Genomic DNA, 24,715 nt, shown 5'->3' on the forward strand with positions numbered 1-24,715 from the left:
AACTCGTTGGGATCATTGGGATGACTCACCGCCCAACCGGTCGGAATCCACGCCTAAGTCCGATGCGACACGCCGATACGACGGCTTGCGCGTCCTCTCCGCGGCCGTCCGACGGCATGTTCCGCCGAGACGATTCCCGTCGGATTGCGGACATGTCCCGCACGCCCGCCGCCCATCCGTTACAGTCGGTACCAGCAGTATCGTTCCATTGCCCTTCTGGAGGTTTCGATGACCGACGTCACCCTGTTCGACCGCGACCCGCATTACATTCCGCGCGTGGCCGCCGTGCATGATATGTGCGGCTACGGCAAGTGCTCGCTGACCGCCGCGATTCCGATCCTGTCGGCCGCGGGCTGCGACGTGTGCCCGGTGCCCACCGCCCTGTTCTCCGCGCATACGATGTACGCCGACTACACCTTCCACGACACCACCGAGATCCTCGACGGCTATCTCGACGCGTGGCGCAAGGAGAACGTCGAGCTCGACGGCGTCTATTCGGGTTTTCTCGGATCCGCCGAACAGGTGGCGTTGATCCAGCGCCTCTACCGCGAGTATCCCGGCGCGCTGCGTCTGGTCGATCCGGTGATGGGCGACGGCGGCAAGATGTATCCGACCTACACCGAGGAGCTGTGCCGGGCGATGGGCGCGCTGGCCGACGGCGCGGACGTGCTGATGCCGAATCTGACCGAGGCGAGCATTCTGACCGGCCGCGACTATCCGGGCCAGAACCTCACCGACGCCGAGGCCGAGGATTGGCTGGACGCGTTGCTGGCTTTGGGCGCGAAGAACGCGGTCTTGAAGGGCGTCGACCGTGAAGACGGCACGCTGCGCAACTTCGTGGCTTCGGCCGAAACCGGCGCGGCCGCGAAGGTCGAACTTGTGCATGAGAAGCTGCCGTATATGATCCACGGCACCGGCGACGCGTTCGCTTCAGCCCTGTGCGGCGCGGTGATGGCGGGACGTCCGCTGGGAGAGTCCGCGAGGATCGCCGGCGAGTTCGTGCGCCATGCGATGGAAAGCACCCGCAACCAGCCGCGTTTCGAGGAGCGCGGCGTGAGCTTCGAACTCAATCTGGGCGAGCTGACCGGATTGGTCAAGTAGTCTTTCGGGTCGCGTCTTTTCGCGGCCCGTTCGTTGTTCCTCTGATGGCCGTTCTTCGGGAACGGCCATTTTTGTTGCGCCCGCAAGCGGTTATCCACAGGGTCGCGAAATCGGTGGAAATCCCAAAAGTTATCCACCGTGAATCCACGACACGCCAATTCCCCATCGCTGGATTCACATTTCCCGATTCCGCTTGTGCGCAGCCATGGGCATCGCCGACAGTGGAATCATGAACACCACAGCACTTTCGCCCACACGTACGCCGGCGCGGCTCCCGGCGTTTTCCCAGCAGCTTCCCCAGACGCGGCCGGCGGCACCGTCGACCCACATGGAAACATCCGCCGCGGGTGAGAGCGCGCTGCCGGACCTCGCCATGCGGCTGTGCGACCGCCGACTCACCGCCAAACAGTTCGGCGCGGCAGGTGAGGATTACGCGGTCGCATGGCTGCGTTCGCACGACTGGACGATACTCGACCGCAATTGGCAGACGCGTCACGGCGAACTTGACATCGTGGCGATGGATCCGCGCCATGTCATCGCCTTCGTCGAAGTCAAAACCCGACGCTCCCTGCACTACGGGCTGCCCCAAGAGGCGGTCACGCACGACAAACAGCAGCATCTGCGCCACGCCGCCGTCGAATGGCTGATGGAGCCGACGCATCGCATCGCGCATCACGGCGTGCGTTTCGACGTCATCACCATCGTGCCTCGCGGGCACAGACCCGTGATCAATCACATCATCAACGCGTTCTAACACGCCCGCGGCCCATACGGACGCCGCGCCGACATCGAAAGGAGGTGGGGAGGATGCCCATCGGTAGCACGCTGTCGGTCGGACTGATCGGATTGAAGGCGTTCATCATCCAATTGCAGGCTTTCGTCAGTCCCGGTCTGCCGTATTTCTCCATCATCGGCCTGCCCGACACCTCGCTGTCGGAGGCGCGCGAACGGGTGAAATCCGCCTGCCAGGCCACCGGATTCACTTGGCCGTCCGTGCGGGTCACGGTGAATATGAGTCCGGCGAGCCTGCCCAAACGCGGTTCCTCCCATGATCTGGCGATCGCGGCGAGCGTCCTGTCGGCGGCGGGCGCGATTCCGGCCGACTGTCTGGCCGACACCATCGTGTTGGGCGAGGTGAATCTGGACGGTTCCGTGCTGCCCATCAACGGATTGCTGCCGATTCTGCTGCGCGCGCGGGAACGAGGTATCCGCAATATCATCGTGCCGCACTCCAATCGGGACGAGGCCGAGATGATCGACGGAATGCATGTGGTCGCCGTGCGCCATGTGGGCGAGCTCATCGAACTGATGGGAGGCGATGCCAAATACACGTTGCCCGATGACCCGGCTCCCGCAGGCGACCCGTCCGCGGCCGATATCGCCATGCGGTCCGCCGTCAAAGCGGGCGATATGCGCGAGGTGCTTGGTCAGGAGAGCGCCAAACGCGCGCTCGAGGTCGCGGCCGCCGGCGGGCATCACATTCTGATGACCGGCCCGCCCGGCACGGGCAAAACCATGCTCGCCTCGCGTCTGCCCGGCATCATGTGCCCGCTGAACGAGGCGGAGCAGCTCGAAGTGGCGTCGATCCGCTCGCTGTGCGGCACGCTTCCCCAATACGGCATCAGCGATGTGCCGCCGTTCGAAGCGCCGCACCACACCTCGTCGACGGCGGCGCTGGTGGGAGGCGGCGCTGGTTTGGCCACACCGGGCGCGATCACGCGCGCGCATCGCGGCGTGCTGTTCATGGACGAGGCGCCGGAGTTCTCCGCCCGCACCCTGCAAACCCTGCGCGAACCGTTGGAATCGGGGTATGTGGCATTATCCCGGGCGAAAGGCACCACCTACTATCCGGCCCGTTTCCAACTGGTGATGGCCAGCAATCCCTGTCCCTGCGGCTATTCCTTCGGCAACGGCGAATTGTGCACCTGCCGGGAGAAGGATCGCATCCGCTATTTCGCACGCCTGTCCGGACCGATTCTCGACCGCATCGACATCCAGATCCAAGTGCCGCCGGTCTCCCGCATCGCAAGCGCCAACGCCGATCCCGGAGAGGCGAGCGAAACGATCCGCGGCCGCGTCGCACAGGCGCGGAGGGCCGCGGCGGAACGCTTCCGTCAAAACGGGTGGAGCTGCAACGCGCAGGTTTCCGGCTCTTGGCTGCACCGCAACACCTCCCAACATGCGATGACTCTGGTGAACCAGGCCTTGTCGACGCAACGGCTGACGCTGCGCGGCGCCGATCGGGCGATGCGCCTGGCGTGGACGTTGGCCGACCTCGCGGGAGCGACCAGTCCCGACGTCGATATGATGAGCCAGGCCATCGCCATGAAAACCCGGGAGTTCTGACATGAACGGCACGACCCACCCACCGGCTCCCGCACGCACGGCATCCATCGCCGAACCCGATGCGGAGACCCTGTATCGCGCGGCGCTCACCTTCCTGCTCGACGGTGCCGACGCGTTCATGGTCGCCCTGCTCAAAGGCAGTCCCAGCGCCGAAGAGCTGTGGAACCTGTTGGCCGAGACCGCGCCCGGACACAGCGACGACGGCGCGCGAAACGCTTTGGGAGAACTCGACCGAACCTTCGCCACAGGCATCGCCCGTTGGGGACGTTCCGTCACCCCACAGGCGATGAACGCCTTCCACACCTCGCTGGCACGCTGGCATGCGCGTATGGGCGAGATGCCTTCGGCGCGGGTGACCACGCTCGGCGAATGGTTCACCGCCGAAGGCACGCAATGGATCATCGCCCCGCACCATCGATGTTGGCCCGAACAGGTGATGGATCTGTCGATCCGTTCGGATTGGGCGCCTCCGTTGTGCCTGTGGGGCAAAGGGGATCCTCGGGCGCTGGTCAGCTGCCCGAAACCGATCGGCGTCGTCGGCTCGCGCGACATCAGCGATTACGGGCGATACGTGGCGCATACCGTCGCCGAACAAGCCGCAGCCGCAGGACATACGGTGGTGTCGGGAGGGGCGATGGGAGTGGACGCGGCAGCCCATTGGGGCGCGTTGCGCGCGGCGGAGAATCCGCCGCTGAACCATGCGGGACGAACCGTGGCCGTGTTCGCCGGAGGGCTGCATCATATGGGGCCGTTGCGCAACAAGCAGCTGTTCGAACGCATCGAGGCGAATCATGGCGCGTTGATCAGCGAGTTGTGCCCCGGAACGATTCCCGAGGCCCGCCGTTTCCTGCTGCGCAACCGCATCATCGCGGCGTTGAGCTCCACGCTGGTGGTCGCCCAGGCGCGCCTGCGGTCGGGCGCGTTGAACACGGCCGGATGGGCGGCGGAATTGGAACGCGAAGTGTACGCCGCGCCCGGAGACATCAACTCCCCCGTCAACGCGGGATGCAACGCGATCATCAGTCAGAACAAGGCGATGCTGCTGTGCGCGGCCACCTCGATCGAGGACATCTGCCACGAACCGCACCAACCCGCATGGCCCTCGACGGATCCCACGCAACCCGAATCACACGCCTCCCCGGCGGCACCGCCGAAGACCATGCCATCACACCCGCAGGTCGCGCACCTGTCATCCCAGGCCCATCTCAACGGCGATGCAGACGCGGCGTCGGAGTCGGAACAAAGCGAACCCATAAGCCACAGCACGTCGACCGTGCCATCGGATTCGGCGGAGCGACCGGCGTCGAAATCGTCGCCCATACCGGATCCGCGCGACGTCGCGAGCAAACGCGATCGCAGGCAGGAGGCCGCGACCGCACGGCCGACGACAACCGATGCCGTTCCTCTCCAATCGACGGATTCCGCGCCCGAGGTTTCACAGGCCGAACCCGCCATCGCGTTGACCGCGGCGCAACAGCTCATGATGACGCTTATCGCCGACTGTCGGGCCCAGCATCTCCACCCCACGCCGGACGCGCTGCTCGGAGCTCTGCGCCGAGAGCGGAACGACGGCGACCACTCCATCGCCAAGGTGATGAAGACCTTGGGAGAGCTGGAACTCCTTGGCGTCGTCGATTTGGACGGCGGCGTCGCCACTCCCGCCGGCGACGCGCCGTCATGATACGACAACACCCGCACGGCCGTCGCGACACCGTCGGTCCGCCCTTGTGGGACAATCGTGGGTATGAGTCCGAAGCAGTTGGAAGATATGTATGATGCGGTGATCGTCGGCGCCGGAGCGGCCGGACTGTCGGCGGCGCTGGGGTTGCTGAACTCCCAGGAAACGAAGGATCTGCGCGCGCAGGGTCTCGATCCGAAAGTGCTGGTGATATCCAAACTCCAGCCGTTGCGTTCGCATACCGGTTCGGCCGAAGGCGGCATCGCCGCGTCCCTGGGCAATGTGGACGCCGACGATTGGCATTGGCATTATTACGACACCGTCAAAGGCGGCGATTGGCTGGTCGATCAGGATGCGGCGCAGCTGCTCGCCCAATACGCCCCTGAGACCGTGATCAATCTGGAACGTCAGGGAGTGGCGTTCTCGCGCACCGACGACGGTCATATCGCGCAGCGTCGTTTCGGCGGCCATACCAAGGATTTCGGAGGAGAGCCGGCGAAGCGCGCCGCGTACGCGGCCGACCGTGTGGGGCATCAGATCCTGCACACCCTGTGGCAGCAATGCGTGGCGGCCGGCGTCGAATTCGCCGAGGAATGGTATGTGACCGATCTGGCGCTCACTGACGACAGGTCGCGCGTGGCCGGCGTGGTCGCCTATGACACGCATACGGGCAAAACGCATGCCGTGCGCGCGCATAACGTGCTGCTGGCCACGGGCGGCGCGGGCCGTTTGTTCCACACCACATCGAATTCGTGGGATCTGACCGGAGACGGCATGGCGTTGGCTCTGGCCGCCGGACTGCAGCTGGAGGATGCGGAATTCGTCCAGTTCCATCCCACCGGTCTGGCCCATACCGGTATTCTGCTCTCCGAGGCGTCGCGCGCCGAAGGCGGCATCCTACGCAATGCGGACGGCGAGGCCTTCATGGCCCGTTATGCGCCTGAGCATAAGGATCTTGCGGCCCGCGATGTGGTGAGCCGCTCCGTCATGGCCGAAATCGACGCGGGACGCGGCGTGGCCGACCCCAAGGATCCGGACGGTCCGAAGGATTGCGTCTGGCTGGATCTGACCGGCGTCGATGAGGCGCATATGCTCACCGTGCTGCCGCAGGTGGTGGAAACGGTCAAACAGTATGCGAATCTTGACCCGGCCAAGGATTGGGTGCCGATCAAGCCGACCGCGCATTACACGATGGGCGGCATCCCCGTCACCACGGAGGGTGAGGTCTATCAATGGGCCGATGGCGCGCGTCATATCGTCGCCGGCTTGTTCGCCGCGGGTGAATGCTCCTGCGTGTCCGTGCATGGCGCGAACCGTTTGGGCGGCAACTCCCTGCTCGACGCCTGTCTGTTCGGCACGCGCGCCGGGTCGGCATTGGCCGCCCGCATCGCCGACGATCCTGTGGACGGACCGATGGCCGACCCCGATATCGACGGCGCGCTGGAACAGGCCGTCGACGCCGTCAAATCCACCCGTGAGACCGAATTGAACGCGCTGCTCGCCGCCCCGACCGAATCTGAGGAGGAAGCGGACCCGCGTGACGACAACCCATACGCGTTGATGGCCGAATTGGGTTCCGTGATGGAGCGGGCCGCCGCCGTGCGCTGCGACGCCGATAGTCTGGCCGAAGCGATGGCCGCGTTGCGCGGCGATCTCGCGCCCCGTGCGGCGGCTTTGTCCGCACATGAGAAAACCGCCGCATTCAACCAGGAGATCACCGCCATCTGGGAGATCCGTCATCTCCTTGCCTTGGCCGAGGCGGTGCTCACCGCCTCCGACGCTCGCCACGAGTCGCGCGGCTCGTTGAAACGCACCGATTTCCCCGAACGCGACGACGAACGCTTCCTCGCGCATTCGATGACCGACGGCGAAGGCACGGTCGTCTGGCAGCCGGTGCGCATCGTGGATATGCCGCCGCAGAAGCGCGAATACTAAGGAGAGGAACGTATGACCAACACCACCGTGACTTTGCAGATCCATCGTTTCACCCCGCGTGCCGAGCGTGAGCGCGACCGTGCGCGCGGCGGCAGCCCGTTCGCGAAGAAAAGCTCGCCGTTCGGCGATTCCGGCGCCGCGTCCGCGCGTCGCCGTCCGCGTGGCAAGCAGTGGGTGCAGGAGTATGTGGTCGCCGCCAGCGCGGATGACAGCGTGCTCGACCTGTTGCTGACCATCAAACGCACCATGGATCCGACCCTCGCCTTCCGGTATTCCTGCGGGCACGGCATGTGCGGTTCGGATGCGGTGGCGATCAACGGTACGCCGAATCTGTTGTGCACCGCCATGGTGAAGGATTGGGCGAAGCCCGCCGAAGCCGCCGCGTCCGTCGATGACGAGGGGTTCCGCGCGACCGGCGTCGCCGCGGCCGGTTCGGATGACGCGGTCGTCTCCGTCTCCCCCGTCGCCGATGCCGACGGCAGTCTGGGCGTGATCGAGCTCGCCGCGTTGCCCGGCTTCCCCGTGCAGCGCGATCTGATCGCCGACATCGATCCGATGCTCGACCAGATCCGTAAGCTCAAGCCCTATCTGCAGGCGGACGGCGTGCTCGCCACCACCAGCGAGGGCAAAATCGACGTGTTCGAATATCTGCAGCATCCCGAACAGTTGGCGCAGTATGAGACGCTGACCAACTGCATCGCCTGCGGCGTGTGCGAGGGTCTGTGCCCGGTGTATGCCGGCGGCGACGCCTTCATCGGTCCGGCCGCACTGATTTGGGCCAGCCGTTTCGTCAACGACTCGCGCGACGAGCGGACCGCCGAGCGTCTGGAGGCCATCGACACCGCCGACGGCGTGGCCGCGTGCCAGTCGGTGCGCGCCTGCACGCGCCAATGCCCGCGTGGCATCGACGTGGGCGAGGAGATGTGGCAGATCGTGGCCAAGGTGCGCGAACGCTAGCCGCGGCCGTTGCGAGGCGTCCGATATCGGCAATCGGCGGCGGCATGTTGCGCTCGCCGCGCTACCCGCCGCCTGAATGAAACGGTAGAGTGAGGATTTATGGATAGAATGCAGCACACGAATCACGCCAAAGCATGGGAATTCGCCGAAGACCGCGCCTTCGCCCGCCAAAGCCAGACGCTTATCAGGGTCCGCGCAGCCGCGGAGCAGGCCGGAGTTCCGCAGACGTCCGCGGCGCAGGCCGAATTGCTGTCGCTGATGGTCACGTTGACCGGCGCGCAGTCCGTGATCGCCGTGGGCACCTGCTCGCTGGTGGAGACGGTCGCGTTGCTGGAGGGCCTGCGCGATGGCGGCCAGCTGACCGCGGTGGATTCCTCCGCGCAGGGCATCACGATGATCCGCGACGTCTTCCATGCGTTGGAGGATGAGACGCAGACTTCGCTGCGCGCGGTGAACGCCGATGTGAACGTGTTTCTGCCGCGCCTGAACGCGAACGACTATGATCTGATCGTGGTGGCGGGCGATGCGGCCAACTACCAGGCGACGCTCGATCAGGCGCCTCGACTGCTGAGCGAACGCGGCACCATCGTATTCACCGATATGCTGTCGCAAGGCGGCGTGCTCGATGCGGCCGATCGCGGAGAGAAGACCGTGGCGATGCGCGCGTTCCTTGAATCGCTGGAGGCCAACGAAGAGTTCGATTCCACGCTTACGCCCGATGGCACCGGCATGGCGATCGCCGTCAAACGCTAAAGCCTGACGGGAATCCGCCGAATATGAGGGCGGTCGCTTGGACTTTCCGCGACGGCATGGGCATCCGCCTTATGCCGTCGCGCTCGTATATTCGCCGTGGGAAAGACGTTCAGCGAATGCCGCTGACGGCGACGCGCACAGCCTCCTGCGGATCGTCGGTGACGGTCACCAGGTGCGGGTCGACGGGCGCGATCATGCCCCGTCCACTGACCTCCCCCGCCAGCCAGTCCAGCAGTCCCTGCCAATAGTCGCGTCCGAACAGCACGATCGGCATGGACGTGACCTTATGCGTCTGCACGAGTGTGAGCAGTTCGAACATCTCGTCCAAGGTGCCGAATCCTCCCGGGCAGACGATCACGCCGGACGAGTATTTTACGAACATGGTTTTGCGCACGAAGAAGTAGCGGAAGCTCATGCCGAGGTTCACCCACTCGTTGATGCCCTGTTCCTGGGGCAGTTCGATGCCCAATCCCACGGACCGTCCGCCGGCCATGGCGGCGCCGCGGTTGGCCGCTTCCATGATGCCGGGCCCTCCTCCGGTGATCACGGCGATTCCCCGCCGCGCGATAAGATCTCCCATGGTTTGCGCCGCCTGATAGTCCGGGTCCTGTTCCCGCACGCGCGCGGAGCCGAATACCGATATCGCGGGGCCGAGTTCGGCCAGCGCGCCGAAGCCGTCCACGAATTCGGACTGGATGCGCAGCACGCGCCACGGATCCATATGCAGCCAGTCGGCGTTCTGGTCGGAGCGCAGCAGATTCGCGGTGGTGCTCTCCTGCGGGATCATGTCGCCGCGCATGATCACCGGACCGCGATGGTAGGTGCTGCCTAACGGCGATTGCGTCTCATGTTCGGTCATCATGCCTCCTTTGGCGTATTCTTTCCCGAAGCTTGCGCGCTTTGATCTGCGCCAGCTGTTCCGGCGTGAACGCTTCGATGGTCGCGCTCTGCGTGCCGTCCGACAGTGTGGTGATCCGTTCGACCGGCGTTTCGTGGTCTCGTTCCTTCCCCGTTTCCAGGGCCCGCGCTGCCTCATAGCGTTGGGATTGGCGATGCAGCAGCACGCCGGAGATGGCCGCCGCGATCAACGAGGCCATCAACACGCCGAATCGGGCCTCCGCGGAGAGTTCCGCATCGGTATAGGCCAATGAGGCGATCAGGAAGGATACGGTGAATCCGATGCCGCAGGCGCATGACGCGGGCAGCAGATCGCGCACGCGCAGTCCTCGCGGCATGCTCAGGCCGCCGATATGCGTGGCGGTCCAAGCGGTGATCATAATGCCCACGGGTTTGCCGACCACCAGCGCCACGACGATGCCCACCACCACCGGCGAGACCATCAGCGCGGGGGTGAGCGCGTCGAAATGCACGCCCGTGGCGAACAGGGCGAAAATCGGCAAGGCCAGCAGCGACGAGAACGGCTGCAGCTTGTCGTGGTAGCGTTCGGCGCGCGGACTGGTCTCGCCGTACATCTCACGCGACGGGGTGAGCAGCCCGACCAGCACGCCGGCCAGCGTCGGATGCACGCCCGCCTCGAACATCATCACCCATGCGAGGATGCCCACGCAGCCGACCGCGATCCACGGCACACGGCGCATGCGCACCAGCAGCGCCCATACGACGGCGCATACAGCGATGCCGAGGAACCAATACCATGCGTTGAGCGACGAGAAGAACACGGCGATCAGAATAATGGCCAGCAGGTCGTCGACCGTGGCGAGCGTCATCAGGAACGCGCGGATCGAGCCCGGCAACGCTTTGGCGAACAACGCCAGCACCGCAAGCGAGAAGGCGATATCCGTGGCGGTGGGCACCGCCCATCCTTGCGCGATGTCGCTGAATGAGAACACGGAGCCGTTGGCGATCTGCTCCAGTCCGGGGCCCGGCGGCGCGAACCTCGAATATAGGGCGGTCACCGACAAAAACAGAATCGGCGGCACCAGCATGCCGCCCACGGCGCACAGCATGGGCACGGCCGCGGCCTTGGGATTGGACAGCGAGCCGGTGGTGAGCTCCTGCTTCAGGTCCAGGCCGACCATCAGGAAGAAGATGGTGAGCAGACCGTCCTGCGCCCAATGGCCGAGCGGCAGGTCGATATTCGTGTACGGAATCGCCAGCTGCGTCTCCGAAATCGTCTCGAACAGGTGCGCGGTCCACGGCAGGTTGGCGAGCACCAGACCGGCGAGGGCGAATCCCAGCATGATCAGGCCTGATATGCGGTCGGAGGCGGCTACGCGCCGGATCCTTTCCCACATGCTCGGGGTGCCTGTCATGGTGGTGTTCACGCTCATCGCCGCTCCTTAGATCCGTTCCATTGTACGGACCGCGTAGGGACGTTCCGCCCCGGGCTTACCCGGTGGAACGACACGCCGTCGTCTCGCATGGCTGGCATGCCGGCGGCTTCTCCATGACGGGGCGATCCTCCATCCGCCATGGCATCGTCACTGGCCGCGCGTCAGCGTTCGGACAGGGCCTTGCTCCACCGGTCAAGCACCCGCTCCAGCAGCGCGGTGGGGCAGGCGAGGTTCACCCTCTCGAAATAGTCGCCGCATTGGCCGAACATCGAACCTTCGTCGAGGAACACGCGGGCCTTGCCGCGCAGGAACTCGCACTGTGCCTCGGGGGTTTCGAATCCGAGTCCACGGCAGTCCAGCCAGGCCAGATACGTGCCTTCGGGTTCGATCAGACGGATGCCGTCGGTGCGTGCCGCGAAGTCGCGGATCACGCCGAGGTTGCGTTGCAGCACGACCATCAGCTCGTCCAACCATGGTTCGGCGTGGTTGTAGGCGGCCTGACAGGCGACCAGGCCGAAATGGCTGACGGTCAGTCCGCCGATGTTCTCGGCCGCCACGTCGAAGCGGCGGCGCAGCTCGGGGTTCGGAATGATCGCGTTCGAGCACAGCAGACCGGCCAGATTGAAGGTTTTGGTCGGCGCGGTGAATTCGAACGCGTTGTTCGCGTACCGCTCCCCCAATGATGAGAACATGACGGTGCGGTGCCCCGGATGGGCGAAGTCGGCGTGGATGTCGTCGCACAGCACGGTCACGCCGTGTTCCAGGCAGATGTCGCCCACGCGCCTGAGCTCGTCGGCGGTCCACACGCGGCCGACGGGATTGTGCGGATTGCACAGCAGGATCGCGGTGCAGCGCGGGTCGGCGGCCTTGGCTTCGAGATCGTCGAAGTCCATCTCGTAGCGGCCTTCGTCGCTTAGGCGAAGAGTGTTGTCGAGAATGGTCAGGCCGTTGCGTTCGCAGGCGAAGGTGAAGGGATAGTAGACCGGACGTTGGATGATGACTTTGTCTCCCGGATGGGTGACGGCGCGCAGGGCGGTGTTGATGGCGGGCATCACGCCGTCGGACAGGCGCACGGCGTCCGGGTCGACGGCGAGGTTGTGGCGGCGGGCCATCCAACCGGTGAACGCGGCGAAATAGTCGTCGGTCGCGTAATCATAGCCGAACACGTCATGCGTGGCCGCTTCGACGATGGCCTCGACGATTTCGGGAGCGGGCTTGAATTCCATATCCGCCACGGACAGCGGCACCACGTCCTCGTTGCCCTGGCCCATCTCCTCCACGATCTGATGCCATTTGGCGGATGAGGAGCCGTGGCGTTCCAGAATGGTATCGAAGTCGTACACGCTCATCAGGCGACTCACCTTTCACATCGTCGTCATGGACTACAACTGAAAAAACCCTTGGTTTCCCAAGGGTTTCGTCTGGTGCGCGAGACAGGATTCGAACCTGCGACCTGCTGATCCGTAGTCAGCTGCTCTAATCCGCTGGGCTACTCGCGCATACCACTGTTATCCCCGTGGTCCGGGAGTGCGCGAGACAGGATTCGAACCTGCGACCTGCTGATCCGTAGTCAGCTGCTCTAATCCGCTGGGCTACTCGCGCATGCCGCCTGAACTTGAAGCCGTTCAGGCAACTCGAACAATAATACACATGATGAGGCATATCGCAACTCGGCGTGTCATACCGTCAGGCCACGCGCCTGCGAGGCAGGTCGTCGACGGCCTCACGCAGCAGTTTCGGGCTTCCCTCGCCCCTGACGGAGGCTTCGTCGACGATGACCTGCCGCACGTCCTCCATGCTGGGCAGTTGGAACATCGTCTCCTGCAGGGTCCTTTCGATGATGGAGCGCAGGCCGCGCGCGCCTGTCCCCTGCGCGATGGCGGTTTCGGCGATGGCGCGGACGGCCTCGTCGGTGAACGCCAGATCCACGCCGTCCACGGCGAAGAGTTTGCGGTACTGCTTGGTCAGCGCGTTGGCCGGTTGGGTGAGGATCTGCGCCAGATCGTCGGCGGTCAGCTCCTCCAGCACGCTGATGACGGGCAGACGGCCGATGAATTCCGGCAACAGGCCGAATTCGGCCAGATCGTCGGCGCTCACCTGGCTCAGAAGCTCCTCGTCCTTGATCTCATGGTCGTGCCAAGCCGCGCCGAAACCGCTGGAGCGCCGGCCGAGACGGGTTTTGATGGTGTCGGCGAGCCCCACGAACGCGCCTCCGCAGATGAACAGGATGCCGCGCGTGTCCATCTGCACGGTGTCCTGTTCGCGATGCTTGCGCGTGCCTTCCAGCGGTACGGAGGCGATGGTGCCTTCGAGGATCTTCAACAGCGCCTGCTGCACGCCCTCGCCGGACACATCACGCGTGATGGAGGTGTTTTCGCCCGACTTGCGGGCGATTTTGTCGATCTCGTCGATGTAGATGATGCCGTGCTGGGCGCGGTTCACGTCGCCGTCGGCGGCCTGCAGCAGGCGTTGCAGCACGGTTTCCACATCGTCGCCCACATAGCCGGCTTCGGTGAGCGTGGTGGCGTCGGTGATGACGAACGGCACGTTCATCACGCGGGCGAGCGACTGGGCGAGATAGGTTTTGCCCACGCCGGTGGGTCCCATAAGCAGGATGTTCGACTTGGCGACCTCCACTTCGGCGAAAGGGTCGTTGCGTCGGGCGATGCGGCGCTGACGGGCGCGAGCTTTGGCGGCGTTGTCGTCGTCCGCGCCTTCCAGCTCGTCCGCGGACTCGCGCAGTTCCATGTTGACGCGCTTGTAATGGTTGTATACGGCCACGGACAGCGCGCGTTTGGCTGATTGCTGGCCGACCACGTACCGGTCCAGATAGTCGTTGATCTGCACGGGCTTCGGCAGACTCAACGCGTTGAGTTGCGCGTCGCGCTGGCGTTCCTCGGAGATGATGTCGACGCATAGCGTGATGCATTCGTCGCAGATGTTCGCACCGGGGCCGGCGACGAGTTTTTTGACCTGCCGTTCGGTTTTGCCGCAGAAGGTGCAACGTGGGATGTCCTCGTTGTAGCTCACCACACGTCCCATGACCGTCTCCTTCGTCTTATCTCGCGCGCTTTGCGCCGCGCCGTCCCGCACCGCACCAGGCACCGTCAAGACGCGCCCCTATCGGAGCGCATCCGTTGATGCCCGAGAAACAACGATACCCCTGACCCGACTCGGTTCAGGGGTATCGCTTGTAAAGGTCGTGCGCAGTTCGTGGGGCGCGGACGCGGGATCTACTGGCGGTGTTCGAGCACCTCATCCACGATGCCGTATTCCTTGGCCTGCGGCGCGGTCAGGAAGGTGTCGACCTCGATGTCCTTGCGGATGCGGTCGATATCCTGGCCGGTGTGCTTGGCGAGCGTGTTCTCCAGCCATTCGCGCATGCGCAGCATCTCCTTGGCCTGGATCTCGATCTCCGTGGCCTTGCCGAAGCCCTGGTCGATGGCCGGCTGGTGGATGAGCACGCGCGCGTTCGGCAGCATCAGGCGCTTGCCTTTGGTGCCGGCGGCGAGCAGAATCGCGGCGGCGGAGGCGGCCTGGCCGAGGCACACGGTCTGCACGTCGGGCTTGATGTACTGCATGGTGTCGTAGATCGCGGTCATCGCGGTCATGGAACCGCCCGGCGAGTTGATGTACATCATCACGTCGCGGTTCGGATCCTGCGATTCGAGCACGAGCAGCTGGGCCATGATGTCGTCGGCGGAGGTGTCGTCCACCTGCACGCCCATGAAGATGATGCGGTCCTCAAACAGGCGGGTGTAGGGATCCTGACGCTTGAAGCCGTACGGGGTCTTCTCTTCGAACTGCGGCAGCACGTACCGGTTCTGCGGCGCGAACGCGGCCTCGCGGCGCGCGGACGGCATGAAGCCTACGACGCCGGTGGGGCCGGCGAGACGGTCGGCGCGGGCGGCGAACTTCGCTTCCTCACTTGCCATGGGTCACTCCCCCTTCTTCATCGAGTCGCGTGTGGTGATGACCTGGTCCACGAAACCGTAGTCCAGCGCCTCCTGTGCGGTGAACCAGTGGTCGTATTCGTTGTCGCGGTAGATCTCCTCCACCGTGTGGCCGGTCTGCTCGGCCGTGAGTTCGGCGAGCGTCTTCTTCATATCCATGATGAGTTCGGCGTTGATGCGCACGTCGGTGGTGGTGCCGCCGATGCCGCCGGACGGCTGGTGCATGAGCACGCGGGCGTGGCTGGTCAGATAGCGCTTGCCCTTGGTGCCGGAGCTCAGCAGGAACTGGCCCATCGAGGCGCACATGCCCAGGCCCACAGTCGCCACGTCGGGCTCGATGAGCTGCATGGTGTCGTAGATGGCCATGCCCGCGGTGATCGAGCCGCCGGGCGAGTTGATGTACAGCCAGATGTCTTTCTTCGGGTCCTCGGCGGCCAGCATGAGCAGCTGGGCGCAGATGCGGTTGGCCATATCGTCCTTGACCTCTTCGCCCATCCAGATGATGCGGTCCTTCAACAGGCGGTTGAAGATCGGATCGGCGGGGCCCGCGGGCGCCTCGTCGCCGGCCATGACCGGGGCGGTTGCAAACATATTGCTCACCGTGGTTCTCCTTCTATGTTTTCAAACAGTGTCTAGCCTACCGCCTTCAAGCGACGGCGGGCGCGGTTTCGCGCTTTTTCGGCGGCCAGCGTACGCATGTGCATCCGCCGGTAAACGTCGTATCCCACGCGGATCATCCGATGCGCGTCATCGAAGACGACGAACCGACGTCGTGCCGTCAATCACCATTCGCATGGCACGACATACCTTGCGTCCGCCGCGGCATGCTTGTGGCCCAGACTGGCACCCCTCCATCGCATATGGGGTGTTCACGCCTTGCGCATGAGCTGGTCGGTGTCCATCACGATGGTCACGGGTCCGTCATTGGTGAGACTCACCCGCATATGCGCGCCGAACCTGCCCTCTTTCACGGTCAGTCCTTCGGCTCGCAGGGCGTCGCCGAATCGACGCCACACTTTCTCGGCGTGCTCGGGTTTGCCCGCGGCGATGAAACTCGGACGGTTGCCTTTGCGCACGTCGCCGAACAAGGTGAACTGCGAGATGGACAGCACTTCACCGCCGACGTCGTGAATGGAGCGGTTCATTTTGCCGTTCTCGTCCTCGAACACGCGAAGGTTGGCGATTTTACGGGCCAGCCAAGCCACCTGCTCGTCGCCGTCCTCGTCACCCACGCCGACCAGCAGCACGTAGCCTTCGCCGATGGACCGCGGTTCAAAGCTCGCGTCCCGCTCGCCGGTCGCCGCATCCGCCACATCCACCGACGCGGCGCTCACTCGTTGCAAAACAATCCTCATACCCGCCACTGTACGCAACCCCATACCTTCCTCCCAAGCCAACGTTCCCCGTCTTCCCGAGCCGCCCCTTCCATCATTCCGAACCGTCCCCTCCGTCATCCCGAGCCATCCTTTCCGTCATCCCGAGCGAAGTCGAGGGATCTCCCCGCAACGAGACTAGACTGGTATGAAGCCGCCGAACGCAAAGGAGCCTGACATGAGCGCAGCACCATCCACCATCATCGAACCATTCGCCATCGCGCACGCCACGCTGGTCACCGGCGATGCCGAAAGCACCACACTGGACGACATGACCGTCATCATCGGCGCGAACGGACGTATCGAGCAGGTCTCCCCCAGCCTGTCCACGCCGATTCCGTCCGACTACCATATGCTCGACGCGACCGGCAAAACCGTGATGCCAGGCCTGATCAACGCGCACGCACATCTCTTCTCCGGTGGCAAGCCGATCAATCCCAAACTGGCGACACCGACCGGGCAGCGTCGCGTGGCCGCGTTCGCCCATTCCCCATTGGGCCGGCCGTATATCGCGGCGAAGGCAAGGTCGAGTGTGATGGCGCAGCTATGTTCCGGTGTGACGACCCTACGCACCTTGGGTGATGTGGGGTATGAGGCAGTGGCGCTGCGCGACCGTATCGACGCGGGTGAGCTCGTCGGACCGCGTCTGTTGGCGTCCGGCCCACTGCTGGCGATTCCCGAAGGTCACGGCGCGCCGCTGATCGCGCTGGTCTGCCCGGACGAGGATGCCGCGCGGGCGAACACGTTGGAGAATATCTCGCATGGCGCGAATGCGATCAAAATCGCGGCGACCGGAGGCGTGACGGACGCGCAGGAACTGGGCGAGGCGGGCTCGCCGCAGATGACCGTGGAGCAGATGCGTGCGATCTGCGATGCCGCGCACGAGTCGGGCGTGATCGTCGCCGCGCATGCGCAAAGCACCGAGGGCGTGCGTCGCGCGCTGCTCGCCGGCGTGGACACCATCGAACACGGCGCAGTGTTGAACGACGACCTTATCGAGTTGTTCCTGAACAATCCGAACGCTTTGCGCGGTTGGTCGGCGTTGATCCCCACATTGAGCGCCGCGCTGCCCTTGTTGGATGTCGATCAGTCGGTGTCCGGCATCACGGACATCCAGTTGGAGAATTCGCGCATCGTGGTCGCCGGCATGCTTGAGGGCGCGCGTCAGGCACGCGAGGCGGGATTGCGCGTGGGCGTGGGTACCGATGCGGCGATGACGTTCGTCACGCAGTATGGCACATGGCGAGAGTTGGATCTGCTGGTCAAACGTGGCGGATTCACCGCCGCGGAGGCGTTGCATGCGGCGACGGCCGTGAACGCGGAGATTCTCGGCGTGGAGGACGTCACCGGTTCGATCTCAACCGGTCGAGCCGCCGACCTGCTGGTGGTGAACGGCAATCCCTTGGAGGATCTGCGCGTATTGGAGCATCCGAATCTGGTCGTCGCCGCGGGCCATCCGATTTGGCGCCCCGATGCCAAAATCAAGCGCATCGCCGATTTGGACGAGATTCTCGATCAGACCTACGCGTCCTGATTCGCAGACGCTTTCCGCTGTCTTAACCGGAAGCTCTGATTCCGCAAAGCGATCCCTCGACTTCGCTCGGGATGACGGAAAACACACTGTCCCTCCGCCATCCCGAGTACCCACTCCGATACCCAATCACCCACTCTGTCATCCCGAGCAACCCGCTCTGTCATCCCGAGCGAAGTCAAGGGATCTCAGCCGCATCCACGCAACCGCCCTATGAGCGCCTACACTGGCCTTATGAGCGCAACACCAGATACACAGAACGTTTCCGATTCTCAACTTCCCGCCCGTCTAGTCTCAGGCCAGACCGCGCCGGATTTCGCACTTCCTGCGGACGACGGTGCCACCGTGCGGCTTTCCGACGTGCTGGCCGAAGGCAAACGCGTGATCGTGTATTTCTATCCCGCCGCGATGACGCCCGGCTGCACGAAGCAGGCCTGTGATTTTCGCGATAATCTCAACCGCCTCACCGCGGCCGGATATACGGTGCTTGGCATCTCCAAGGATTCACCGGAGAAGCTCGCCAAGTTCCGCGAACGCGACCATCTCACATTCCCGCTGCTGAGCGATATGGATCTCAACGTGCATAAGCTCTACGGAGCATACGGCGAGAAGAAACTCTACGGCAAAGCCCACGTCGGCGTGCTGCGTTCGACGGTCGTGGTCGATTCCAATGGCCAAGTGCTGCTCGCCCGCTACAACGTGCGCGCCACCGGCCACGTCGATTCGCTCCTCAAACAGCTCGACAAGCTCAGCTGACGCCTTTGTACGCGTACCCTCATAAGATCACGGGATGACTCGGCTTCCCCCACATGTCGCTTCGCATCGATTCCGAGGGGTATTTTTGCGTTTTCCATCAAAAATACCCCTCGGAATCAGAGAACAAGCGGAGCCATGGAGCCGGCTAAACGGATAAAGACGTTTCAGGCATCCCATTGGCAGCGACTCAGATCCACGCGCCAGCCGTCCGCGCCGGCGGATTCTCCGGATTGTTCGCTGGGCGGTATGAAGACGACGCCTTCGTCTTCCAAAAGTTCCCGCTGCACGTCGGGACCACCGAATGCGAATCCGGGCGCTAGCGATCCGTCGCGGAACACCACACGATGGCATGGGATCACGCCCGGCTCGGGATTGGAATGCAACGCGAACCCCACGAACCGCGCCGACCGTGGCGCGCCCGCGAGCGCCGCCACCTGCCCATACGTGGCGACCTTGCCTTCCGGAATCCGACGCACCACGTCATACACCCTCTGCGAAAACGATTCAGCCATTGCTTCAGCTTATCTCAGAATCCCAGACTCAAACGCACTCGTCGTTCTGAACACGACTGCATCCGGCCACTACGAGCTCTTTGCCTTTGTTCTCCGAATGAGAGGCCTTGGCTTCGCTCGTCACGACAACGCGCCCCAACGTTCCAAGCGAAGCTCAACTCTCCTGTCATTCCAAGCGAAGCTCAACTCTCCTGTCATTCCGAGCGAAGCGCAGCGCAGTCGAGGAATCTCCTCCACGCAGCATCCCGCGAACTAGACTTGGCTATCGTGAGAATCCTGGAATCGCAGACCGTGGGCAAACATGGCGATTTGTCATTGAACGAGGATGGTTTGTTCGTCGGAGACGCCTATGTGGCAGTGATCGACGGAGTGACATCCAAAGCCAAATACAATCTGCGACGTCCTTCGCCTGGTGTTTTGACAAAAGAAACGTTGCTGACCGCACCTACATTCGATTCATCGCCTAGGTATGATCATCTAAGCCCATTACTTACAATGCCACAGTGCCTTGAACAGACGAATAGCCGATAGCGCATCGGTGAATGCAATCCAGTTGGCACTTAAGTCGTCCAGTTGGCACCTGATTTCCGACATCGACCAGTAGGCTTACCGCCATTCCGCCATTGCTTTAATCAGCATCGTCTAAGCAAGTGCCAACTGGACAACTTAAGTGCCAACTGGATATACGGATGCTCTGCTCAGTCGAGCATCATAGCGTTCACACGATCCACGTCGAGGAACCAGTAATCCTCCGGATCCCCGCGAAGCGCGGTGAACGGTACCAGTTCAACGCCCTGCTGCGCCGCTTTCGCCATGAGATACCGACGCAATACCCAAGCATCCTCAAGATGCCGCACATTACGTAAGTTCATGACGTCCTCGATTCGAGACTCGTTCACACTAAGATCGGCCGCCACCTGCACAGGCGTCACGTCTACCAATTCGAAATTCCGCGCGAATTCCCGTCTCGTCGCAGCCTTCTGTTCAACGTTCAAAGACATAACCCCTCCAATCAGCTCAGCAAGCATACTCCTTTCATCGTTGCGAGCTACCCAGCTGCAGACTATTTCTTAGCGAGGTTCTTGACGACTTTTATTGCAACAGGGGCTGCTTTCTTTCCGATTGCGATCGCCGCACTGACAGCACCTGCCGCAACGACCGCCAATTCCGCATGCTTTTCATGGCGTTTTGCGGCACAATCCCTACACCTTTTGTTGGTGCAGGTGCTTTCCAGCTCGCTACCACAGTCAACACAGTAATTGACGGCGTTTCCTCCCGCGCTACCCTGGGCAGCTTGATTCGTCTCTACACCTGCACTTTCATCTTCAGTATCTGCCTTCTTCCGAAATAACTTCATGGGATGCCTCCTTCTCATTCCGTTTCGGACTTCTCCATATCCACTTGCGACGTGTCATCAACAGGCCTGTACGGCTCTAGTAAAGATACGGGAACGGATTCCAGCTCATCTACGCCGTCCAAAGCGACAATACGCCGTCCTATGTCTTCAAACTGATCAACCAAGCTCGGCATCTTGGCCTCCGAGGGAAGGTATGAGTTAATCGCCAACAACGTGTCACGCTCGTCAAGCCGGTTCGCTTGTATGAACTCCCGAAACTGGTCAAGACACACTTTACTGGCCTCGTTGTGCCCTAACATAGCGTAGCCGGTTCCCTCCACACGCACGGCGTTGGTGATCTGCACAAGGTCATTGAAAGCGTCCGCGGCTCTCGATCTGTTTCGTTTAGTTATTGCATCCAACGTTTTCCTATCGATACGATCATTCTCATAGGAACGAAGAGCCTTCACGTTCTCACTGAAATTACGCATCAACGTACGTTTCGCATCCGTAGCGGACGAAATCGCTTGTATCATAAGCGTTTCTCGCAGCCGTGAATCTTCAATCACACGTGCTTGCATGAGTTTATCCCATGCTCCATCAGCAAGCGCCAGTCGATCGTTCTGCAGATCAATGCGAATTCCTTCAATCTGGTCACTAAGACTATGCACTTCAGCAAGCACAGCAGCAATAGCGACCTGCGTCTGCAAATGACGCAGAGAGTCAGTCACATCCGGAGGAATCTTTTCCCAGTCAAGCCTAACCTGTTTGTAATACTTGCCTTTCTCGTCAAGAACATGCGGCAGAATTTGTCCATTCTTGTCTAAGCCAAAGCGCAGCTCATTCGATTGAACTTTTTTCATGATTTCAGCAGGGAGATTGGCCACGAGCTTTGCTTGCTCCTTGCCAAGCGATTGTTTAATCGAATCAGCTAAAGCTGGCGCAACAGTTTGTACAAGTTCCCAGTTGCCAAGAAACCCGAACAGACGTCGACGCGCCTCTACCGGCATATCTATCAGCTCGGGCGTCAGAGTTTTACTACTAGGATTCCAGCGTTCAATCTCGATTTGGAACCTGGGGACCATCTCGTATGATGATTGCTTTGCAATGGCCGTTGAAGGATCATCCCCTACATAGCCGCATTGCGGGCATGACAAGGCCCTATTCGAAATATTGGTCCCACATCCTGGGCACATGATCATGGTCATGACGTTTTCTCTTTCAATTACGAGTAGTACGGCACCGTTATAGCTTTACCGTCTTAATTCACCTAAGTGTGTGGAAATGCTCCGAAGCGCATACTCAATGTTCTTCATCTGGTCTGCATCCTTAGACCCATATCTTGTTCTACCCTTCCCCGGTACAAGAATAGGCGGAGTCATACAATCATACGGACAATAGTCCTCATAGAACACTGTCTGCTCTTCACGAACCCACCGATAGTTCACAACAATGGTTCCGTACAAGGGCGCTCCCTGCGTCACCACTTTGTTTTCAGAGATAATCCAGCAAATCCGCTTATGCATTCCCGGCATAAGATCAAATCCATCCGCCATCAATCGTTCCAGATGTTCTTTCAAATATGAATTTTCGTCTTCCCCAATAAGAGCACCATCTTTCAAAGATATTTTCACCTGTCTTGCTGCCGTTCCGCCACTGTTCACGATTAACAAGTCCCATGTCCCCTGAACGTTGGAAACACTTGGAACAACATCCAAACTAATATAGGGGCGATTACGGTCTTCGCTTTCTCTCTTGGCTTGTGCCGACGAATCTCTCATTTGCTTAGAAGCAAGATGAATCTGCCAAGCGGCGAAAAACAAAGTGCCAACGACTCCGACAGCACTGACTATTGCGCAGACTGCCTGAACAATGTCTGTCCAGCTTGGTGAGCACATTGCTCTCTCACTTCCTCATATACGTGATTTCGAAGTTTTTGACGCGGCGAAGCTTTTGTTGCCTGATAAGCGGATTAAACCAATCACGATCCGCAATAGGTTGGAAGATATCGAGACCCCGGCCGAGGATGATACGCCAACCGGTGTCGGCTACGATGGATCGATCATGGCCTGAATCATCGAATTCCCAGGTAAGCATAATTCCAAACGGAGCAAAGTTAGTCTGTATCTCCGTTAGCTGATCTATCTGCTGGTCAACATGCTGCTCGTCGGAATGCCCAGTGATGAGGTGGACGTGGATCTCTTCGGTATGATCAGAAAAATTGAATACCGTTTCGAGGAATTCCGCCAAATTACGCATCTGATAGGGCATACGAATATATTGATCCTTGAGCGTGATACTCGTAGCTCCAGCGAGATGGCAGCCAAACAATTTATCGTAAGTCACATTCCGCTGACTCTCTTTAAACTCCCAATGGCCTTCTTGGGCAGCGGCGGCGGCTCGTTCCAGAGGAGACAACGTTTTGACGGGCTGCGTCGGTTCTGACTGCTCTGGGCTAGCAGTCTGAGAGTTCTCCGCCCGTCGCACTTCAGCCGTATCAGACTCGCCTTCGCCGGCACCATTCTGTATTGCCGCCGATTTCCGTTCACTCATATCAGATTCGACCAACACATCAGTGATGTTGGATGTTTTTTGCGGCTCCGCTGCTACACCGACTTCATGTGTAGCAGCATTGACATTTTCAGGTTGATCTCCAAGCTCAGAGAACTCCGTCTCATCAGCAGCAGATCCACCGCGCCAATACAGTTCCGGATAATCATCCTCTTCCAGAGTATGTACAGCGATTGGTTGATCAGAGCCAACGCGCGTATAGCTGAAGTCCACTTCCACCATGGTGGAGTCGATGCGGCACAGTTGGTCTTTAACTCGCTTGCGCCCCTCGATAGCGCAGCGCAGCAACGGCTCCATCTGTTCGGCGGTTGCTTTTCCATCGGGGTACAAGAGCTTCATCAAGCCTGAGAAGGTCTTGTCAACTCCGTCTTTATCTCGCGTGGAGATTGAAGGCGACAAGGTGAAATATTTGCGATACGCAGTGCCGTAGTCCTCGTTGCGCAGGTTATGCAAGATTTCCGCTAGATAATCCACCACGAATCCGTAGCCTCGTGTGAACATTTCTGAACGGATTTGTTCGAATTCCCAACCCGGCAAGTAACAGTGAATACGATCAAGGAAGGCCGGATCATGGTACTGCGCGGGCAGTTCCTCGAACAGGTCAGAGTTCTTGAGCATGTATGGCACGTTGTGCGATGTGTTACCCACGAACACCATGCTCGCCTCGCCATGCAGAACATTGTTGCCGCGCGAGAACGATTTGTTGGCCATGTAATTCTTCATGATGTCCACGAGATCTTTGCCGGCCTTTTTAGCTCGTCCCGCGAACTCGTCGAACGCAACCGTATCCCAGTAACCGACCAAACCCATGCGTCCGTTCGCGTTGTTCACGAACAGTTTGGCGACCGTGACCTCGCCACCGGAAATCAGCATGCCGTGCGGCGAGAACTCCGAGTAAATATGAGATTTACCCGTCCCCTTTGGCCCTAATTCAACCAGGTTATAGTTGCGTTCCACGAAGGGAATCATGCGCACCAAGTGCAGCATCTTCGCCCGTTCGGAAAACAGCTCAGGGTTGAAGCCAATCGACTGCATGAGCAGATTAATCCATTCCGAATCGGTGAAGTGAGATCGCACTGCCACATAATTCTCGCGATCGTCATACGACATCTGCACAGGCATAAGCCGGTGCAGACGCCAAGGCACCTCATCCTTCTCGCCGGAATAGGCATACACCAGCATGCACATACACCAAATGCCTGTAACCAACAGTTTCGGATTGTCTTTTACAGTCTGAGCGTCCACGACCACCCGCGATATGCCGAGGTTTTCAAAAGTCGCCTCATACTGGTCGAGCTTTTCGTTAAGAGCCACCTGCACTTTGTCGATAACCTGATAGCGGCCCTTTTCGCGAATCTTCGACTGAATCAGATTCGCTTCCTCACGATGCACGTAGTTTTCGGATAATATCTTTCGAACTCGGCCCACGCCAGACTCGATGGTCGCTGAGTCCGTGGTTGTGGCGTATTTACTCAGCAGGTATTCCAGCACGTACGAGGGCACCAAGGCATTACCTCTGACCTCACTCACCAAGTCTTTACGAACCGTGTATCCAGAAAACTCATCCGTAATCTTGCGATCCAACGCGCCCAGCTGAGACTCATCCGTCATCGTCTACC

General features: G+C 61.2%; 22 protein-coding genes and 2 tRNA genes. 9 read left to right on the top strand and 15 right to left on the bottom strand.

What is annotated here, in order from left to right:
* Positions 1–228: 228 nt before the first annotated feature.
* From BL8807_RS10725 to BL8807_RS10755, 7 genes are all read left to right on the top strand, one after another.
* A complete protein-coding gene (locus BL8807_RS10725; RefSeq protein ID WP_072726766.1) occupies positions 229–1,101 on the top strand; it encodes a pyridoxamine kinase in 873 nt (290 codons plus the stop codon).
* Between the two features lie 328 nt (positions 1,102–1,429).
* Positions 1,430–1,855 carry a YraN family protein gene (locus tag BL8807_RS10730; protein WP_072726767.1) on the top strand — a complete coding sequence of 142 codons (426 nt, stop codon included), beginning with the start codon at positions 1,430–1,432 and terminating at the stop codon, positions 1,853–1,855.
* Between the two features lie 53 nt (positions 1,856–1,908).
* Positions 1,909–3,447, top strand: coding sequence for a YifB family Mg chelatase-like AAA ATPase (locus BL8807_RS10735; RefSeq protein WP_072726768.1), 1,539 nt, complete (start codon positions 1,909–1,911; stop codon positions 3,445–3,447).
* A 1-nt stretch (position 3,448) separates the two neighbouring features.
* On the top strand, positions 3,449–5,128 hold the full coding sequence (locus tag BL8807_RS10740) for a DNA-processing protein DprA (RefSeq protein ID WP_072726769.1): 1,680 nt from the start codon (positions 3,449–3,451) through the stop codon (positions 5,126–5,128).
* 63 nt (positions 5,129–5,191) lie between these two features.
* Positions 5,192–7,060 (top strand): FAD-dependent oxidoreductase, encoded by a 1,869-nt coding sequence (locus BL8807_RS10745; RefSeq protein WP_072726770.1) that lies wholly within the window; start codon positions 5,192–5,194, stop codon positions 7,058–7,060.
* A gap of 12 nt (positions 7,061–7,072) precedes the next feature.
* Positions 7,073–8,017 carry a succinate dehydrogenase/fumarate reductase iron-sulfur subunit gene (locus BL8807_RS10750; RefSeq protein ID WP_072726771.1) on the top strand — a complete coding sequence of 315 codons (945 nt, stop codon included), beginning with the start codon at positions 7,073–7,075 and terminating at the stop codon, positions 8,015–8,017.
* A 99-nt stretch (positions 8,018–8,116) separates the two neighbouring features.
* Entirely contained in the window at positions 8,117–8,770 is a 654-nt protein-coding gene (locus tag BL8807_RS10755) for an O-methyltransferase (RefSeq protein WP_072726772.1), read from the top strand.
* A 109-nt stretch (positions 8,771–8,879) separates the two neighbouring features.
* On the opposite strand, the gene BL8807_RS10760 is transcribed toward BL8807_RS10755, so the two are convergent.
* From BL8807_RS10760 to dtd, 9 genes are all read right to left on the bottom strand, one after another.
* On the bottom strand, positions 8,880–9,632 hold the full coding sequence (locus BL8807_RS10760) for an LOG family protein (RefSeq protein ID WP_205408865.1): 753 nt from the start codon (positions 9,630–9,632) through the stop codon (positions 8,880–8,882).
* On the bottom strand, positions 9,616–11,043 hold the full coding sequence (locus BL8807_RS10765) for a Na+/H+ antiporter NhaA (protein ID WP_083570296.1): 1,428 nt from the start codon (positions 11,041–11,043) through the stop codon (positions 9,616–9,618). The genes BL8807_RS10760 and BL8807_RS10765 overlap by 17 nt, the downstream gene beginning before the upstream one ends.
* A 182-nt stretch (positions 11,044–11,225) precedes the next feature.
* Positions 11,226–12,407, bottom strand: a complete 1,182-nt coding sequence (locus tag BL8807_RS10770; protein ID WP_072726797.1) for a MalY/PatB family protein — start codon at positions 12,405–12,407, stop codon at positions 11,226–11,228.
* Between the two features lie 79 nt (positions 12,408–12,486).
* Positions 12,487–12,563, bottom strand: a tRNA-Arg gene (locus tag BL8807_RS10775).
* A gap of 29 nt (positions 12,564–12,592) precedes the next feature.
* Positions 12,593–12,666: transfer RNA gene (locus BL8807_RS10780), tRNA-Arg, on the bottom strand.
* Between the two features lie 84 nt (positions 12,667–12,750).
* Entirely contained in the window at positions 12,751–14,106 is a 1,356-nt protein-coding gene (gene clpX / locus BL8807_RS10785; RefSeq protein ID WP_072726774.1) for an ATP-dependent Clp protease ATP-binding subunit ClpX, read from the bottom strand.
* A 191-nt stretch (positions 14,107–14,297) separates the two neighbouring features.
* Entirely contained in the window at positions 14,298–14,999 is a 702-nt protein-coding gene (locus BL8807_RS10790; protein ID WP_072726775.1) for an ATP-dependent Clp protease proteolytic subunit, read from the bottom strand.
* 3 nt (positions 15,000–15,002) lie between these two features.
* On the bottom strand, positions 15,003–15,617 hold the full coding sequence (locus BL8807_RS10795) for an ATP-dependent Clp protease proteolytic subunit (RefSeq protein ID WP_094636373.1): 615 nt from the start codon (positions 15,615–15,617) through the stop codon (positions 15,003–15,005).
* Between the two features lie 269 nt (positions 15,618–15,886).
* Entirely contained in the window at positions 15,887–16,372 is a 486-nt protein-coding gene (gene dtd, locus BL8807_RS10800; protein WP_072726776.1) for a D-aminoacyl-tRNA deacylase, read from the bottom strand.
* Positions 16,373–16,568: 196 nt separating this feature from the next.
* Between dtd and BL8807_RS10805 the strand changes: the two genes are divergently transcribed.
* Together BL8807_RS10805 and bcp are read left to right on the top strand one after the other, a co-directional pair.
* Entirely contained in the window at positions 16,569–17,924 is a 1,356-nt protein-coding gene (locus BL8807_RS10805) for a metal-dependent hydrolase family protein (protein ID WP_072726777.1), read from the top strand.
* Between the two features lie 231 nt (positions 17,925–18,155).
* Positions 18,156–18,677, top strand: coding sequence for a thioredoxin-dependent thiol peroxidase (bcp, locus tag BL8807_RS10810; protein ID WP_072726799.1), 522 nt, complete (start codon positions 18,156–18,158; stop codon positions 18,675–18,677).
* Positions 18,678–18,841: 164 nt separating this feature from the next.
* Here the strand turns inward: bcp and BL8807_RS10815 are convergent, their stop codons facing one another.
* The 6 genes from BL8807_RS10815 to brxL all read right to left on the bottom strand — a co-directional run bounded on the left by BL8807_RS10815 (position 18,842) and on the right by brxL (position 24,707).
* Positions 18,842–19,189 carry an MGMT family protein gene (locus BL8807_RS10815; protein WP_072726778.1) on the bottom strand — a complete coding sequence of 116 codons (348 nt, stop codon included), beginning with the start codon at positions 19,187–19,189 and terminating at the stop codon, positions 18,842–18,844.
* Positions 19,190–19,887: 698 nt separating this feature from the next.
* Positions 19,888–20,217 (bottom strand): DUF2316 family protein, encoded by a 330-nt coding sequence (locus BL8807_RS10820; RefSeq protein WP_083570281.1) that lies wholly within the window; start codon positions 20,215–20,217, stop codon positions 19,888–19,890.
* Between the two features lie 35 nt (positions 20,218–20,252).
* The gene (locus BL8807_RS10825; protein WP_143148009.1) at positions 20,253–20,546 is read right to left on the bottom strand and encodes a hypothetical protein; all 294 of its coding nucleotides are present in this window, start codon (positions 20,544–20,546) and stop codon (positions 20,253–20,255) included.
* A 14-nt stretch (positions 20,547–20,560) separates the two neighbouring features.
* On the bottom strand, positions 20,561–21,733 hold the full coding sequence (locus tag BL8807_RS10830) for a TFIIB-type zinc ribbon-containing protein (protein WP_226847374.1): 1,173 nt from the start codon (positions 21,731–21,733) through the stop codon (positions 20,561–20,563).
* A 45-nt stretch (positions 21,734–21,778) separates the two neighbouring features.
* On the bottom strand, positions 21,779–22,423 hold the full coding sequence (locus BL8807_RS10835; protein ID WP_143148010.1) for a hypothetical protein: 645 nt from the start codon (positions 22,421–22,423) through the stop codon (positions 21,779–21,781).
* Between the two features lie 7 nt (positions 22,424–22,430).
* Positions 22,431–24,707, bottom strand: a complete 2,277-nt coding sequence (brxL, locus tag BL8807_RS10840; protein ID WP_083570283.1) for a BREX system Lon protease-like protein BrxL — start codon at positions 24,705–24,707, stop codon at positions 22,431–22,433.
* Positions 24,708–24,715 lie beyond the last annotated feature (8 nt).

Source organism: Bifidobacterium lemurum (assembly GCF_014898175.1).
Lineage (GTDB): Bacteria > Actinomycetota > Actinomycetes > Actinomycetales > Bifidobacteriaceae > Bifidobacterium > Bifidobacterium lemurum.